This is a genomic window from Pseudomonas laurentiana, assembly GCF_014648275.1.
Classification (GTDB): domain Bacteria; phylum Pseudomonadota; class Gammaproteobacteria; order Pseudomonadales; family Pseudomonadaceae; genus Aquipseudomonas; species Aquipseudomonas laurentiana.
Window position 1 is genome coordinate 1 of record NZ_BMQU01000145.1, and the last position, 628, is coordinate 628.

Consider the following 628-nt stretch of genomic DNA (forward strand, 5'->3'; position numbering starts at 1 on the left):
CTGCTACATTACAATATCTTGCTCCTTATACAGGAGCAGCTTTAGCCGAATACTTTATGTATAAAGAACAACATACATTAATCATTTATGATGATCTTTCCAAACAAGCACAAGCTTATCGACAAATGTCTCTTCTATTAAGAAGGCCACCTGGCCGGGAAGCTTATCCAGGAGATGTTTTCTATTTACATTCTCGCTTATTAGAAAGAGCAGCTAAATTAAATTCGCAGTTAGGTGGAGGTAGTTTGACTGCTTTACCAATAGTTGAAACTCAAGCTGGAGATGTCTCAGCTTATATTCCCACTAACGTCATTTCCATTACCGACGGACAAATCTTCTTGTCAGCTGATCTATTCAATGCAGGAATTCAACCTGCCATTAATGTGGGTCTTTCCGTATCTAGAGTAGGATCCGCAGCTCAGATGAAAGCTATGAAACAAGTAGCTGGGAAATTAAAATTAGAATTAGCTCAACTTGCAGAGTTAGAATCTTTTGCACAATTCGCTTCTGATCTTGATAAAACTACGCAAGATCAATTGGCAAGAGGTCAACGATTACGCGAGTTGCTCAAGCAATCTCAATCAGATCCTTTGACAGTGGAAGAACAAATAGCTATGATTTATACCGG

General features: G+C 38.9%; 1 pseudogene. It reads left to right on the forward strand.

Annotated features, from left to right (window positions below):
* Window positions 1-628 (forward strand): annotated as a pseudogene (locus tag IE038_RS25665) (F0F1 ATP synthase subunit alpha); the annotation flags it as partial.